Source organism: Pseudomonas sp. DR48 (genome assembly GCF_019823085.1).
In the GTDB taxonomy this organism is placed as follows: Bacteria; Pseudomonadota; Gammaproteobacteria; order Pseudomonadales; family Pseudomonadaceae; genus Aquipseudomonas.
The window spans coordinates 4,101,552-4,116,079 of sequence record NZ_CP081946.1; the positions used below are offsets into that span (position 1 = coordinate 4,101,552).

Here is a 14,528-nt window from a genome sequence, read left to right on the forward strand (position 1 = left end):
GTTAATTAAGGTCGGGAAAATTGACTGGAAACAGTGCCCGCAAGTCCGTAGATATAAAGAACACGCCGGAAGGAGTTTGATATGAAAAAGATGATGTTATGTGCCTTGTTGTCCATGATGAGCGGCTGGGCACTCGCCGCGGAAGAGGCACTCACACTGGACACCAAAGTTGTGGGTGAGGTGACGGCTGGTCAAGCGGCGGTGGCCAGCACCGCATTGGTGGCCGGTGCAGTAGCCGCGTCCAACAGCGGCGGAAGTTCCAATGGCGGAACTGGCAGCACCGGGACAACGGGCACTACCGGGACGACCGGCACAAGTAACTGATAAATATCGCAGGTGTCATTCAAGATTGCCCGGCTAACACTGGGCGATCTTGTTTTGGGTTTGCCCTTGAATAGCGTAGTGCCATTATGATTCGTAGTGTTCCATTTTTAATGCTGGCAAGTATTGCTTTGCAAGGTTGTATGTTTTCGCCGGGACAACATCTGAGCACCAGCGAGATTACGCGCGAAGGTGCCAGCGAAAGCAGTCGGGTCGAACTTATTCCGATTACCCCCAAGCTCATTGCCATGGACAGGGCCACGCAGAAACACGAGTCCTTGCCCGCTGAGTTGTTGACCCCGCCCGACGAATACCGCATCGGTAACAACGATGTCTTGTACATCACGGTGTGGGACCACCCTGAACTGACCGCACCCTCGGGGGCGCAACAGCAAATCGATGCCAACGGCCGTCTGGTTCGTTCTGACGGCACGCTCTATTACCCCTACATCAAGGAAGTCCAGGCCGCCGGCAAGACCGTCCAGCAACTGCGATCCGATATCGCCGAGAAGTTGTCGACCTTCATCTCGGACCCGCAAGTGGATGTCGCGGTGTTGCGCTTTGCCAGTCAGAAAGTGGTGGTCTCGGGCGCCGTATTGAAAGCCGGCCCGCAAGCGATTTCCACCAATGCGCTCAATGTGGTCGAAGCCTTGGGCTCGGCCGGCATCGATCCGGTGAATGCCGACTTGTCGGGGCTGCTATTGACGCGCAACGGGCGGGTGTACCCGCTCAATCTGGATGCGCTCAGCCAACAGAATGCCGAGCTGCAAAAGGTCTACCTCAAGGGCGGTGATCAGTTGTACCTGCCATACAACGACAGCAAAAAGATCTACGTGATGGGCGAGGTCAATCAGCCGCGCGCGCTGACGTTCAAGACCCGCACCATGAATCTGTCTGACGTCATCGGCTCGGTCGGCGGCCTGAACCAGACCACGTCGAACGGCAATGCCGTGTACGTCATCCGGGGCGTGGAAAACCTCGATACAGAACCCGCAAAAATCTATCAGCTGCAAGCCGAGTCGCCGTCCGCCATGGCGCTCGCCACTCACTTCGATGTTCGCCCGCAAGACATTGTCTACGTGGGCCCTGCCAACGTCACCCGCTGGAACCGCTTCATCAGTCAGTTGGTGCCATCTGCCTCGATTCTCGGTATGGGCGCAGCGGCACAAAACAATTTAAGTGAAGCCAACAGCAGATAAGGCCTGGTCCCACTGTGAGAACGTTGAACGTTAGCGTCTGCTTGATGGCGGCCTTGCTGTTGTGTGGATGTAATCCCCTGATGAAGGCCACGCTGGCGAACTTCAAAGCCGTGGCCAGCGGACCCGACGACCTGGAGCTGACCCCGGCCCAGGTGGCCGCGGTTCGATACCCCCAACTCAAACTGACCACACCTTCCGGCGTCGGGGTGTTGGCGATGGTGCGTGCCCGAGGTGACTTGCAGTACTGGGTCGCGTCCGGCAAGCAAGTGCTGATGCTGCGCGATGGACTGGCGGTTCGCACTGTCGGTCTGGGCTTCGGTGGTGATCTCGACGGGACCCGTTTTGAAGCGGTCTCGCCGTTCAGGCAAGGCCTTCATCGGCTGCCCGACGGGTACACCAGCCAGCGCTGGATCGATCTCTATCACGGCTACGAAGTGGGGGTCGCGGTGAACAGTCGCTTCACCCGGCAAACCATGGAAACCATCAGGATTCTGGACAAGGAATACGCTGTGTTGCGTGTCGATGAGCAGATTGATGCGCCGGCGATTGGCCTGCGCGCGACCAATCATTTTTGGGTCGATCCCGATAGTGGTTTCATCCTGCAAAGTGAGCAGCAACTGACGACGCAACTGCGGGTGAAGATCGTGCAGTTGACCGCTGAACGCGGGGCGGTCCGTTGAAGCTTTCAAAGGTGTTATGCACTTGTCTGTTGTGGGTCGCGGGAGGCGCGAGTCAGGCGGCGGTCAGCGTCGATGGCGACGTCGGCCATCCGGGGCCGGTCGAGCTGCAACCCGGTGGCCGCGCGCTGGACGTGATGCGCATGGCGCGGCCCAACCCCGAAAGCTACTGGCTCGCGGCGGCCTGGTTGCGACGGTCGCTGCTCGAGGAGCAGACCCGGCTCAAAGCCGGCGTCCTGTTCGATTTGAAAGTGCTGCAGCGCACGGCATTGCTCTTCGATCGCCCCAGCCGTGCGGCACTGGCGCTGCAGATGTACGAGCACGTCAGTCGCTTGCCGGTGACCGGGCGTCAGGTGGCCGTGCTGGATCCGGTCGCGGTCGAAGTCGGGTTCGCGCGCAACTTTCGCCTCGATGATGGCGACAGCCTGATCTACCCGATGCGCTCGGATGTGGTTGACGTGTTAGGCGCGGTCGCTGAACCGTGCCGGCTCGCCTATCGGCCGATGCAAGAGGCTCGTGATTACCTGCAAGCGTGTTCGCCGCTGAGCGACGACGCCGAAGCTGATTACCTGTGGATCATTCAGCCCGATGGCGTCACCCGACGAGTCGGCATCGCGCCGTGGAATCGCGAAAGCGGTCAGGTGCCTGCCGCGGGCAGCAAGATCCTGGTCCCCGTCAAAAACGATGATCTCAATCCGCCTATACCTGAACTGAATCAGCAGTTGGCCGAATTTCTTGCCACGCAACTGGCTGAGGTGGTTCCTTGAATTTACGTTTTGCAGCAGTGTTGTTATTACCGTGTGGTCTGGCTCATGCAGAGCCGCGATTGACTCAGAGTGATTTCGGCGGCGTGGGCTTGATGCAAACGCCGACCGCCCGAATGGCGCCGGCCGGCGAGTTGAGTGTGAACGCCAGTCGGACCAGCCCCTACAGTCGCTACAGCGTTTCATTGCAGCCGTTTGAATGGCTGGAAGGCTCGTTTCGCTACACCGCTATCACCAACCGCAGGTACGGTCCCGAATCGTTGAGTGGCGACCAGAGTTACAAAGACAAGGCCGTGGATCTCAAGGTACGCCTGTGGCAAGAAACCCACTGGGCACCGGATGTGGCCCTGGGTTTTCGCGACGTAGGCGGCACCGGTCTGTTCTCCAGCGAGTTCCTGGTCGCCAACAAACGCTATGACGACTTCGATTTCAGCGCGGGCATTGCCTGGGGCTACATTGGCAATCGAGGCGATTTCGAAAACCCGCTGGGTTGGGCGGACGATCGCTTCAAGACCCGGCCGCAGGGCGAGGGCACCGGTGACGTCAATACCAGCGCTTATTTCCGTGGACGTCCCTCGTTGTTTGGTGGCGTGACCTACCAGACTCCCTGGGAGCCGCTCAGCCTGAAACTCGAGTACGAAGGCAACGACTATAAAAACGAACCGAAGGACAACGTGATCAAGCAAGACTCGCCCATCAACCTGGGCGCGGTGTTCAAGCTGACCGATTCGGTTGATCTGAGCGCTGGCTGGGAACGCGGCAATACTGCGATGTTCGGCATTACCCTGCACACCAACTTCGTCAGCCGCAAGGCGCCGGCCAAGACTTACGATCCGCCGGCGGAGCGTCTGCCGGCACACGCACCCAACATTGCGCCGGACCAGGTCAATTGGGCCAACGTGTCGCAACGATTGCAGAAAAACGCCGGCTACAAAGTCGAGCGCATTAGCCAGCGCGGCTCAGAGTTGTTTGTGTATGGCGAGCAGTCAAATTATTTCTATACGGCAAAAGCGGTCGGCCGCGCCAGCCGGGTTCTGGACAACAGCGTCAACGACGACATCGACTGGTTCACCCTGGTGAACAAGCGCTACGACATGCCGCTGGAAGAAACCAGCGTGCCGCGCGAGACCTTTCGCGAAGTAGTCAACAACGAGGAGCCGCTGCAAACCCTGCACCGCAGCACCGAGGTCAATGCGGCGATGCCACACACCGAGACCACGCTCTATACCGCAGCGCGTGATCCGTTCAACTACGGTGTCGGGCTGGGCTACAAACAGAACGTCGGTGGCCCTGATGGCTTGCTCTATCAGTTGAGTGCCGATGCGGACGCCGAGTATCGCTTCACGCGCAACACGTGGTGGAGTGGCATGCTCAGTGCCAATCTGGCGAACAACTACGACCACTTCACCTACGACGCCCCGAGCGGCTTGCCACGGGTGCGCACCGACCTGCGCAAGTACCTGACGACGTCGGACGTCACCATGCCGACGTTTCAGCTCAGCCACGCCGAACAGCTTGATAAAGACCTGTTTGGCATGGTCTACGGCGGTTATCTGGAATCGATGTTCGCCGGCGTTGGCGGTGAGGTGCTGTTCCGTCCGACGGGCCAGCGCTGGTCGGTGGGCGCGGACCTGAACTACGTGCGTCAGCGCGAGTTCAACCAGGGCTTTGGCCTGCGTGATTACTCGACCGTGACAGGTCACATCACCGGCTACACCGATTTGCCTTTCGATACCCAGGCAGCCGTCAGCGTTGGACGTTACCTGGCGCGGGATTGGGGCACCACGATCGACCTGTCGCGGGAGTTTTCCAACGGCGTACGATTCGGTGCCTGGGCCACGTTGACCACTGCCACCACCGCAGAATACGGCGAAGGCAGTTTCGATAAAGGCATCTACCTCTCTATTCCTTTCGACGAACTCATGAGCATGTCGACCATGCGCCGCGCCAATATCGTCTGGTCGCCACTGACCCGGGACGGTGGCGCGCGGCTCAATCGCAGCTACTGGCTACACTCCATGACCGATAGCCGTGACAGCGACATGTTCTACCGCAACTTCGACAAGATCACCGAGTGACAGCGAGCTGGCTACAGGGCGATCAGCGCTGTAGCTCGCGATGCGATCGACCGTAAGGGCCATGCCCTGACGGTCGTACGCTGAAGCCTCTTCTGTGCAGCGTTCGCTGCGTTATCCGACCCACTGAAACCCGTAAGCCAGATCCCCCCGCGATGGTCCTTTCACGCTCGGTCAATGGCCTTGATAGGTCGGCAAAGCCTGATAGACGCCCACGAAAAAGGGGACTTGCGTCCCCTTGTCATTCTGAAGTGCCCGGCCACTAAGCCATCAATAGATGTCTTTGGAGAGCAGGGTGAACGGTGTCTTCACCAGGATCTTCAGGTCCAGCCACAGCGACCAGTTGTTGATGTACTTGAGGTCGATTTCCACGCGTTTCTGCATCTTGTCGAGGGTGTCGGTCTCGCCACGGCATCCGTTGATTTGGGCCAGGCCGGTAATCCCCGGTTTGATTCGGTGACGGGCCATGTAGGCGAGAATTTTTCCGGAGTAGTAATCGTTGTGCGCAACCGCGTGCGGACGTGGGCCCACCAGCGCCATATGCCCTTGCAGCACGTTGAACAGTTGCGGCAACTCATCCAGCGACGTGCGGCGGATAAACCGCCCAACCGCGGTGATCCGCGAATCGTTTCGACTGGCCTGTTTGACTTCATGGTCGTCGTGCACGCGCATCGAGCGAAACTTCCAGACCTGGATCACCTTGCCATTCCAGCCGTGACGATCCTGTTTGAAGAACACCGGCCCTGGAGAGTTGAGTTTCACAGCCAGGGCAATCAGCAACAGCAGGGGGCTGAGCAGGACAATGGCCAACAGCGCCACGCTCTTTTCCAGCAGGCTTTTACTCAGTGCGGCGGTGGGCTGGCTGGTCAACGGGCTTTCGTTCAAGTAGATCGCCGGCAAACCGTCCACGACCCGCACCGAGTGATTGAGCAACGTCAGGCTGTTCAAGTCCGGCACCCAGACCACATCGACGTTGGCCCCCAGCAGATCGATGTACATGGCTTCGATCTTTGCCGCTTCGCTCAGGGGCAGCGTGATGTACAAACGGCGGATATCGTGGGCTTTGATCAACTCCAGCAGTTGCTCCTGAGGACCGACGATACGCGGCGCCCCCAAGCCCAGCGGAACCGTGGTGTCCGTGCTGACCAAACCCACCAGCGGAAAGTGCTCAAGGCTGCGCAGCTTTCTGGCGAGCCCCAATGCCAACTCGCCTGTGCCGACGATCAGGGTTTTATGCTCGCTCTGAAGTGACCGTTGATAGTATTGCGCGAATCCATGCAGCGGCACGTACAACAGAGCTTGCCCAAGGTAGCCGACGGCCGCCCACACCAGGATGATCTGGCGCGAAAACAGCTCATCAGCCTTGCAGATAAACGCCACGCAGGCCAATGCCGCCAGTGTCATTGACCAGCCCATCAGCAAACGTCCCAAACCCGCCAGGTAGTTGTCCTTCTTGGCATAGACGCCACACCATGTATAAGCGGGCACCGAGGCCAATACCGTCAGAATGGCGCAGACTCGATAATAGAACTCCAGTGTTCCGGTCTGGTTATAAACCAATAAAAACAACAGGGCCGTTACATAGCCCTGACCCAATGCCCACTGTCCCCAGAAGGTCAGTCCTTTGAGGTGGGTATTTCGATTGATACGAAGATTGTTAACCATGCGATATCCCCAAAATACGTCCATTTGCGCGTCGACAGACAACAGCCAAAGTTGATGAGTAAGCGTTATTGTTTTTATAAGATGGCGTCGCATTGACGATCGAAACGCCACTGTGCGGCGCGCTCGTCAGTGAATAGATTAATTGATCGATCTGAAAGCAGTCTGACGACTTTTAACGGGTCGCTGGTTGCTGTTTCGTTAGATTGAATGGGCAGTGTTAGAAATGGTCGACAATAAAGGAGGTGGCGCAGCGCAGCGCGGGAGGAAATAAATCAAGGGTATAAAGGGAAGTAGAGTCGTGAAGTGCTTTCTTGTTTTTGTAATGCACTACCAGGAGGGTCATTAGTATGGCTCAGGTGTTATTTTTCCCCCGTGTGATTTTCTGTATCAGGCAATAGCCACGGTTTCGAACCGCGCGGAAGAGTCGCTCGCCATTGCTGGCATTTTTAAACTTTTCTTGTAGTCGACTAAGACACATTTCGAGACCGCGATAGTGCTCCGGTTCTCTGCCAATGCTGCGGATCAGATCATCTTTGCTGACCACTCGGTCATCATGGTGCAACATTTTATTGACCAGCGCCGCCTCAAGGCCGGTCAGGACAATCTCGACATCATCTTTGATCAGCGCACCGCTGCCATTGCTCAGTTGCCAGGCGTCTGAGCACGGAGAGTGGGCTTTTACGTTCATTGAGACGGACTCGTGCCGCGTGTCGCCTGTCAGCGAAGTGGTGTTATTAAACGATGTGTCGGATTGCGCGGCTAACCACTCGGACTCAAAGGTCGCAAGTATGCGCTGAGTATCATGTTTGATAACAGGTGGGACATTAATGTCCAGGTGAGGGGAGATGAACTCCATGATTTTTGGCGTTGAGGAGGGAAGGGCAACACCTTCGACAAACATTTTTGCCTGTGATGTGCCGAATGAGTTATATCGCTCGCTCGAGAGTAATGCCTCGAGCTCAAGTTGTAGTGCCGGGCTGTGGGTGACGACGACAAAGTATTTTCTGGGGAGGGGTGTGCTGCTTTCCATGTCTCTCTCCTGAAGGGGGTGCTCGGTTTTAATTTAATAGGATGTCGGCAGGGGAGTAATGGCTCCCTTGAAAGTATTCAAACGGCAGTGCACGAGCCAGTATATGGCTAGCAGCTTGCTCTACTCTGTCCGCAATAAATGCAACCTTTGTGGTGTGCGTCAGCATCGTCATGCGTTCGTGAAGTCGATTGAAAAGTTCTGGATTGCCAGTGAGTTTAAGACTCAAGTCTAGGGTTGAAAGCGGGATCTTTATATAGTCGAATAAATTCAGAGTTGTAAACATCTCGATACTTTCATCGTCGATGTTGTAATCGTCGAAGGCGATTTCAATACCGTGATCTTTCAACAGGTAGATGTTGTTTAGGATTTTCTTTTTTTCGACGAAACTGACCGCCGAGAGGGGCAGCTCATTGAGTGCGATCACCAGCGTCTGGCCAAGATTTTCCAGCGCATCGGCGCACTGGATCAGCTCTTCGGTGAGGGCGGAACTGGCCAGATCCGACTGCCTGACGCATACGAATCGACGGCTCAGGTACTTGCTTTCGCTTGAGGTATTGCGGTCTTTAAGCGAGAAGGCAATCTGCCGGGTTTGCGTGAGTACCTCACTGTAAAGGCTACTCATCGGGTTCACCCATGCAGGCGCGGGCTGAGCCTGATGGTCGTCAAACTGTATTCTGATCTCGCTGCCAAAAGGGCAGTCATCGCGAGTGAGGATCAATTGTCGAGACAAATAATGACTCGCAGGATAGACGTAAGACGCGCTCCCCGTTGCGTTCATAATGCAATAACTCCCTTGCCTGTTAACTCATCAAGCGGTCGCGATCAGACCCCTGATTAGACGATATCCATGGCCACGAATACTTTGGATGGCGTTGGTGCCATACGTGCCTTTTATTTTGCCGCGAAGGCGGCTTATTGATTTTTCCAAGGCTCTTGGGTCATAAAAATTTATATTTAGGCCCATGATTCTGGCGATTTCGTCGTGGCTCAATATTTGGTTTCTGGTTTCAGAAAACGCTTCAAGAATCTTCATTTCGGGAAACGAAACGTCGAGCTTTTTATAATCTCCAATCAGGCACATACGCGTCGGATCGAGGAGCAAACTGTGCTTCTTCTGCCACTCTGCACTGTCGAAAAAATCAACAAGTACGTCGCAGTTTTCATTCGGTGATGTCGCGAATTTAATGCAGTGGTCGGCGCCGGCAAGATAATATTTCATCTTGTTGTAAGTGCCTTTTCCTGTGATCGCGACAACTATAATGCTTGCCTGATTCTGTGCGCGAATACTTTCTACCAGCGCAAGGCTTTCAACAAACACCTGGGGACTGTCAATCACAATGAAGATTGCGCGGTACGATTGAGTGTCCCTGTTTTTTCTAAATGAATTGTTGTAGCACATTGTGTCAACGGGTATATCATGCGCAATGTGGCTAGCAACTAAAGTTCTGAAATCCTCTGCTATTGAATGGGTCCGCCCCATGGTGAGAATGCCTGGCACCTCCTTCACGTGGTTGTGGCGGGTCGTCGTTATTTTCCCTGTAAGCATCATGCTTTGACTCGGCTGGGTGCTGACATTTGGATGTTAAAGCACCAATTCTCATTTGTGACTGACAATTGGTAACATTTCACGGAATTTTCCAGCGACCATCACAATTTTTTTAACATTGCAGGTGGCTACGACGTGATTCTTCGCGGTTCCGGCATGCAGCACACAGCTGGCAAAAGAGTATCATTGTGCCATCTTTTTCCGTGATCTCTCGCTTTTCCAGATCAAGATCGTTACACGCGATTCACACATTCAGTTACATGCCGATTTTCCGAAGCGTTAATAATGGCCGCGACAGGTCTAGTTGGCGGAGAGATTTTGGCGTTCCGTCGACTTCCCTATAACTAATATTTGTTGTTATATAACATCTCTCTTGATGGAGGGGGGCTGGACATTTAATAACATTAAGTTTTAATGCGCGGCCGGATGCGTTTTAATTTCTCGTTGGCGATACATCTAAAGCAGGTCAATTGATGTGCTTTTGTCAGTGAGAGGAACTAATGGATTTTTGGACGACGGTTGCGGTATTGATTTTAGGCGTAGTCGAAGGGCTGACGGAGTTTTTGCCAATATCAAGTACAGGGCACCAGATTATTGTCGCGGACTTGCTCGACTTCGGCGGTGAACGTGCGATGGCGTTCAATATCATTATTCAGCTGGGTGCCATTCTGGCGGTCGTCTGGGAGTTTCGTCGCAAGATCTTCGAGATCATTAAAGGCTTGCCAACACAACGTAACGCCCAACGTTTTACCTTGAACGTATTGATCGGCTTTATGCCGGCTGTTGTCTTGGGTGTATTGTTCGCCGACACGATTCACGAGTATCTGTTTAACCCAATTACCGTGGCGGTGGCTTTGGTTGTAGGCGGAATCGTCATGTTGTGGGCAGAACGGCGGGAGCACGTGGTGTATGTCGACCATGTTGACGATATGCGCTGGACCGACGCGCTTAAAGTCGGTTTCGCCCAATGCCTGGCGATGATACCGGGCACCTCTCGTTCCGGTTCGACCATCATCGGCGGGCTACTGTTCGGCCTGTCACGCAAGGCCGCCACCGAGTTCTCATTCTTCCTGGCCATGCCAACCATGGTCGGTGCGGCGGTCTACTCAGGCTACAAGTACCGGGATTTGTTCCAGGCCGCCGACCTGCCGGTCTTTGCCCTGGGTTTCGTCACCGCGTTCTTTTTCGCCATGATCGCCGTGCGCGGCTTGCTCAAGTTCATCGCCAGTCACAGTTATGCCGCATTCGCCTGGTACCGGATCGTCTTTGGGTTATTGATCCTGGCGACATGGCTGTTCGGTTGGGTTAACTGGACTGAAGCTGCAGCGCTCTGACACTAACCGCCAGGCTGTCGATCAACAGCCTGGTGGTAACGCGGATAGTCGTTAACGCCCTTCAAGCAGCGCCGCTGCCTGATCCAGCAACGCCAAAGGCTCTTTCGCCTTGTGAATATCCACCGACAACAACTGCCGGAACTTGCGCGCTCCCGGAAATCCGGTGCCCAATCCCAGTACATGTCGGGTGATGTGGTGCATCGAACCACCGGCATCAATGTGCGCGGCGATATAAGGGCGCAACTGGGCCAGCGCTTCGGCCCGACTGATCACCGGGGCCGTACTGCCGAACAGTTGCTGGTCCACTTCAGCCATCACATAAGGATTGTGATAAGCCTCGCGACCCAGCATCACGCCGTCAAACGTCTGCAAATGCGCATGACACGCCTCCAGTGTCTTGATGCCGCCGTTGAGAATGATCTCCAACTCCGGAAAGTCAGCCTTCAGCCGCGCCGCCACGTCATAACGCAACGGCGGAATGTCACGGTTTTCCTTCGGCGACAGCCCCTCCAGAATCGCAATCCGCGCATGCACGGTAAAACTCGTGCACCCGGCATCCCGTACCGTGCCGACGAAATCACACAACTGCTCGTAACTGTCGCGCCCGTTAATCCCGATCCGATGTTTCACCGTCACCGGAATCGACACCGCATCGCGCATCGCCTTCACACAATCGGCCACCAACTGCGGATGCCCCATCAGGCACGCACCAATCATGTTGTTCTGCACCCGATCACTCGGGCAGCCGACATTCAGATTGACCTCGTCGTAACCATGTTCCTGAGCCATGCGCGCGCACGCGGCCAGGTCCAGCGGAACGCTACCACCGAGTTGCAGCGCCAGCGGGTGCTCGGCTTCGTTGTGACGCAGGAAACGCTCGTGATCGCCGTTGAGTAAGGCGCCAGTGGTGACCATTTCGGTGTAGAGGAGCGCGTGTTTTGAGAGCAGGCGCAGGAAGAACCGGCAGTGGCGGTCGGTCCAGTCCATCATCGGCGCAACACTAAACCGCCGAGACAGCGCAGGGCTTGTGTTTTGTGGGTTTGTCACTGTTTGAGCTAGCATTTTTCTCTGCGCATTCTGGGTCGTTTTCAGGCGTGTTTAGTCAGCCTTGAAAACAAAGGGTCACCAGTTTACCAAGAGTGCCGGACATTCGCCCGGAAACAGGCCGCCCCGGCACGGGAACGTACGGCTGAAAGTACGTCATTCGCTCAGGTGCTTTTTGCTTTACGGCCACGTGAGGCAGGCTTCACTGGCACACTTTTCCCGTACTCGCTCCACCATGTCGAGAGCGCTTCCATCGTCGGCCCGAGTGCGCGTGCTTTTGCGGTCATTTCATATTCAACGCGCGGGGGCACCTCGGCGAAGACCGTTCGCGAGATTAGACCATCACTTTCAAGCTCCCGAAGTTGCGCTGTCAGCATGTGTTGCGTGATGCCGGTGATCGCCTTGCGCAGTTCCCCAAAACGATAGATGCGCTGATTCAGCAGCCACATGATTTCCAGCTTCCACTTGCCTGAAAGCAGCGAAAACGCGCGGCGCATTTCCTCGTGCATGTTGATCTGATCATCATCATTAGTCTGGTTTTCCATACTAAGTGCCAGTTTTTCATCCTACTTGTGGGTTTTCATGTTAGGCGACATCGTTGCACCCGGTTGACGTAACAATACCTGCTTAGGAAAACCTCATGATCGAAAATTATATTTATTGGGTCAGCACGGCGTTGCTTTCGCTGCTCTATTTCGCCTCTGCCGCGATTTACATCGCCAAAGGAGACTATGTTCGAAACGCACAGGCGGAGTTGGGCTATTCAGCCTCCCACCTGGTGCCTTTGATGATCGTGGTGAAGTTACTAGGGCCCGTCGCTATTTTGTGGCGCTTCAATGTGGCACTCAGTGATCTCGCTTATGCCGGCATGTTTTATCACCTGCTGCTTTCAGCTTCAGCGCACCTGGGTGTTCACAAGCCCAAAGGTGCTATCCCGGCAGCCGTGGGGCTCATTCTCCTGACTGCGTCCTTCATGACACAAAACGCCGTTCGCGAATTTCCGTCGCCTTACGCACCGGCGGCGATCATCCAAACGACTCTTGAATAATGGTGAATGCTATGACTCGACTCAGTGGAAAAGTTGCCATTGTCACCGGCGCCGGTCGTGGTATTGGCCGAGCCATCGCAAAGCTTTTCGCGGTGCAGGGCGCGAAAGTCGCGGTCGTTTCGCGTACGGCTGAAAATGTCGATCAGGTCGTTTCTGATATTCAGTCGGCAGGCGGCGTCGCGCTCGGAATCGTTTGCGATATCGTTGATCCTGATCAGATTAACGCCGCTGTCGAGAAGGTGATGGATGCTTATGGACGGATCGACATTCTGGTGAACAATGCTTTCGATCCTTCGGTGGTTTTTTCATCGGTGCTCGAGCTGTCCGCCGAGCAGTTGCAGCGTAATTTTGAAATGGGTCCGATCGCTTATCTGCGAACGATGCAGGCGTGCTATCCCCATCTAAAAGCTAGCGGCGAGGGCAGGGTGATCAACTTCGCTTCCCTGGCCGGTGTTATCGGCATGCAGGGCTACGCGCCTTACAACATGGCCAAGGAGGCGGTACGGGCCTTGACTCGCTCGGCTGCCAGGGAGTGGGGCGCTGACAAGATCACGGTCAACAATGTCATGCCGGTCGCTGATACTTGGGGGACAGCGGTCGATGTGCCTGCGCCCACTAACGTACTTGGCCGTTATGGATCACCGGAAGAAGATATCGCGCCGGTGGTACTGTTCCTCGCCAGCAAGGATGGGCAGTTCTTGACCGGATACAGCCTCACGCCTGACGGCGGCCAAATCATCGACAGCGCCCGTTAACTATCGCTCCAGGCACCCAACGTCGACTCAACTCATATCAGGAGACATGCCTTGGCATGTCTTCCAAAGACTCACCGCGTAGAGCCTTCAGCACCAGTGAAAAGGCGGGTGTTGGCAAGCGACGGCTCGGGTAGTACAGGTGATAACCCGAGAACAAAGGGCACCAGTCCTCCAGGACGCGTACCAGGCGGCCATCCTCGATATGCGGTGCAAATTCTTCTTCCGGCAAGTAGGCGATACCCAAGCCGCTGATTGCCGCCGCCGGGACATGTGCGCTGGTGTTCACAATGACCTGGCCCGTGACACGCACGTTGATCTTTCGACCACGCTTTTCGAATTCCCAGGCGTCGACTCCGCCAAGGGTTGGAAAGCGTATGTCGATGCATTGGTGATTCACCAGATCCTGCGGTTTCCTGGGCATACCGTTGCGTGCGAAATACGCAGGCGATGCCACGGCAGCCATCCGTACCTGAGGTCCGATGGGAGCGGCGATCATATCCTTATCGACGGTGTCACCAAATCGGATGCCCGCATCGAAGCGGTCAGCAACGATGTCCCGGAAGCCATAGTTGATATCGAACTCAACCTTGATGTCAGGGTATTCGAGGAGCAGTGGAGTGAGTCGCGGAAGGAGGATAGTCTTCAGGACAAAATCTCCGCAGGTGATGCGCACCGTACCTGCAGGCTTGTCACGAAGCTCAGTCAAAGCATCCAGTTCTGATTCGATTTCGTCGAAACGATGACCGATGGCTTGCATCAGGCGTTCGCCGGCGCTGGTCGGCGAAACGCTACGAGTGGTGCGCGTAAGCAGGCGTATTTTCAGCCGTTTTTCCAGTCCGGAAATGGTCTGGCTCAAGGCGGACTGCGTGACACCCAGGTGGGCGGCCGCTCGGGTAAAGCTGCCTTCTCGGGCGACTGTCACGAATGCCAGAAGGTCGTTCAGGTTATGCCGTGACATCGAAGCCCGCCTATCCAGATTGATTAGCTGTGCTTATAACTTCAACAAGCTTTCATTAGATTATCAAGCATGACGTATTCCCAGAGAATAGGGCAAGCCTCGCCTGTCGTCG

At 55.5% G+C, this 14,528-nt stretch carries 15 protein-coding genes; 8 read left to right on the forward strand and 7 right to left on the reverse strand.

What is annotated here, in order from left to right; all coding sequences use genetic code 11:
• The first annotated feature begins 81 nt into the window (after positions 1-81).
• The 5 genes from K5K95_RS18530 (at position 82) to K5K95_RS18550 (ending at position 5,039) form a co-directional block, all read left to right on the forward strand.
• Positions 82-324: a hypothetical protein gene (locus tag K5K95_RS18530; protein ID WP_222585491.1), complete on the forward strand. Its 243-nt coding sequence runs from the start codon at positions 82-84 to the stop codon at positions 322-324.
• Between the two features lie 140 nt (positions 325-464).
• Positions 465-1,520 (forward strand): polysaccharide biosynthesis/export family protein, encoded by a 1,056-nt coding sequence (locus K5K95_RS18535; RefSeq protein WP_222585492.1) that lies wholly within the window; start codon positions 465-467, stop codon positions 1,518-1,520.
• Positions 1,521-1,534: 14 nt separating this feature from the next.
• Positions 1,535-2,200: a YjbF family lipoprotein gene (locus K5K95_RS18540; RefSeq protein ID WP_222585493.1), complete on the forward strand. Its 666-nt coding sequence runs from the start codon at positions 1,535-1,537 to the stop codon at positions 2,198-2,200.
• Entirely contained in the window at positions 2,197-2,964 is a 768-nt protein-coding gene (locus K5K95_RS18545) for a capsule biosynthesis GfcC family protein (RefSeq protein WP_222585494.1), read from the forward strand. The genes K5K95_RS18540 and K5K95_RS18545 overlap by 4 nt, the downstream gene beginning before the upstream one ends.
• Positions 2,961-5,039: a YjbH domain-containing protein gene (locus K5K95_RS18550; RefSeq protein ID WP_222585495.1), complete on the forward strand. Its 2,079-nt coding sequence runs from the start codon at positions 2,961-2,963 to the stop codon at positions 5,037-5,039. The genes K5K95_RS18545 and K5K95_RS18550 overlap by 4 nt, the downstream gene beginning before the upstream one ends.
• Before the next feature lie 267 nt (positions 5,040-5,306).
• Here K5K95_RS18550 and K5K95_RS18555 read toward each other — a convergent pair whose 3' ends face one another.
• The 4 genes from K5K95_RS18555 to K5K95_RS18570 all read right to left on the reverse strand — a co-directional run bounded on the left by K5K95_RS18555 (position 5,307) and on the right by K5K95_RS18570 (position 9,280).
• Positions 5,307-6,701: an undecaprenyl-phosphate glucose phosphotransferase gene (locus tag K5K95_RS18555; protein WP_222585496.1), complete on the reverse strand. Its 1,395-nt coding sequence runs from the start codon at positions 6,699-6,701 to the stop codon at positions 5,307-5,309.
• Positions 6,702-7,053: 352 nt separating this feature from the next.
• A complete protein-coding gene (locus tag K5K95_RS18560) occupies positions 7,054-7,731 on the reverse strand; it encodes a transcriptional regulator (RefSeq protein ID WP_222585497.1) in 678 nt (225 codons plus the stop codon).
• Between the two features lie 28 nt (positions 7,732-7,759).
• Positions 7,760-8,509, reverse strand: coding sequence for an EAL domain-containing protein (locus K5K95_RS18565; protein ID WP_222585498.1), 750 nt, complete (start codon positions 8,507-8,509; stop codon positions 7,760-7,762).
• Positions 8,510-8,539: 30 nt separating this feature from the next.
• Positions 8,540-9,280: a winged helix-turn-helix domain-containing protein gene (locus K5K95_RS18570; RefSeq protein WP_222585499.1), complete on the reverse strand. Its 741-nt coding sequence runs from the start codon at positions 9,278-9,280 to the stop codon at positions 8,540-8,542.
• 497 nt (positions 9,281-9,777) lie between these two features.
• On the opposite strand from K5K95_RS18570, the gene K5K95_RS18575 reads away from it, so the two are divergent.
• Positions 9,778-10,611 (forward strand): undecaprenyl-diphosphate phosphatase, encoded by an 834-nt coding sequence (locus tag K5K95_RS18575; protein WP_222585500.1) that lies wholly within the window; start codon positions 9,778-9,780, stop codon positions 10,609-10,611.
• Positions 10,612-10,662: 51 nt separating this feature from the next.
• Here the strand turns inward: K5K95_RS18575 and dusA are convergent, their stop codons facing one another.
• Complete coding sequence (gene dusA, locus K5K95_RS18580) at positions 10,663-11,673, reverse strand: tRNA dihydrouridine(20/20a) synthase DusA (RefSeq protein WP_222585501.1); 1,011 nt, start codon at positions 11,671-11,673, stop codon at positions 10,663-10,665.
• A gap of 146 nt (positions 11,674-11,819) precedes the next feature.
• Positions 11,820-12,200 carry a winged helix-turn-helix transcriptional regulator gene (locus K5K95_RS18585; protein WP_222585502.1) on the reverse strand — a complete coding sequence of 127 codons (381 nt, stop codon included), beginning with the start codon at positions 12,198-12,200 and terminating at the stop codon, positions 11,820-11,822.
• Between the two features lie 95 nt (positions 12,201-12,295).
• Between K5K95_RS18585 and K5K95_RS18590 the strand changes: the two genes are divergently transcribed.
• Complete coding sequence (locus tag K5K95_RS18590) at positions 12,296-12,703, forward strand: DoxX family protein (RefSeq protein WP_222585503.1); 408 nt, start codon at positions 12,296-12,298, stop codon at positions 12,701-12,703.
• Positions 12,704-12,714: 11 nt separating this feature from the next.
• A complete protein-coding gene (locus tag K5K95_RS18595) occupies positions 12,715-13,458 on the forward strand; it encodes an SDR family NAD(P)-dependent oxidoreductase (protein ID WP_222585504.1) in 744 nt (247 codons plus the stop codon).
• Between the two features lie 37 nt (positions 13,459-13,495).
• Here the strand turns inward: K5K95_RS18595 and K5K95_RS18600 are convergent, their stop codons facing one another.
• On the reverse strand, positions 13,496-14,416 hold the full coding sequence (locus tag K5K95_RS18600) for a LysR family transcriptional regulator (RefSeq protein ID WP_222585505.1): 921 nt from the start codon (positions 14,414-14,416) through the stop codon (positions 13,496-13,498).
• Positions 14,417-14,528: the final 112 nt, after the last annotated feature.